Raw genomic sequence first — 224 nt, 5'->3', positions numbered from 1 at the left:
ACACTTAGCTTCGGCGGAATACTTACTAACAAGTGCACATGATCTGGCATCATATGACCTTCAATTATTTCTACTCCCTTATATTTACACAATAAACGAATATAATCTCTTAGGTCTCTTCGGTATTGATTGAAGATCGCTTTACGTCTATACTTTGGTATGAATACGATGTGATACTTACATAACCACTTCGTATGGGCTAAGCTATTTAATTTATTAGCCAT

The 224-nt window shown here is 34.8% G+C and carries 1 protein-coding gene; it reads right to left on the bottom strand.

The genetic code is table 11. The annotated features are described in order from the left end of the window. On the bottom strand, positions 1-224 hold a 224-nt coding region (gene tnpA, locus LMC10_RS01205; RefSeq protein WP_229268713.1), incomplete at both ends, for an IS200/IS605 family transposase.

The organism is Limosilactobacillus reuteri subsp. simiae, from assembly GCF_020784875.1.
Taxonomy (GTDB): Bacteria; Bacillota; Bacilli; order Lactobacillales; family Lactobacillaceae; genus Limosilactobacillus; species Limosilactobacillus reuteri_H.
Note: the sequence above shows the minus strand (reverse complement) of the source record. Positions and strands in the feature narration are given on the sequence as shown.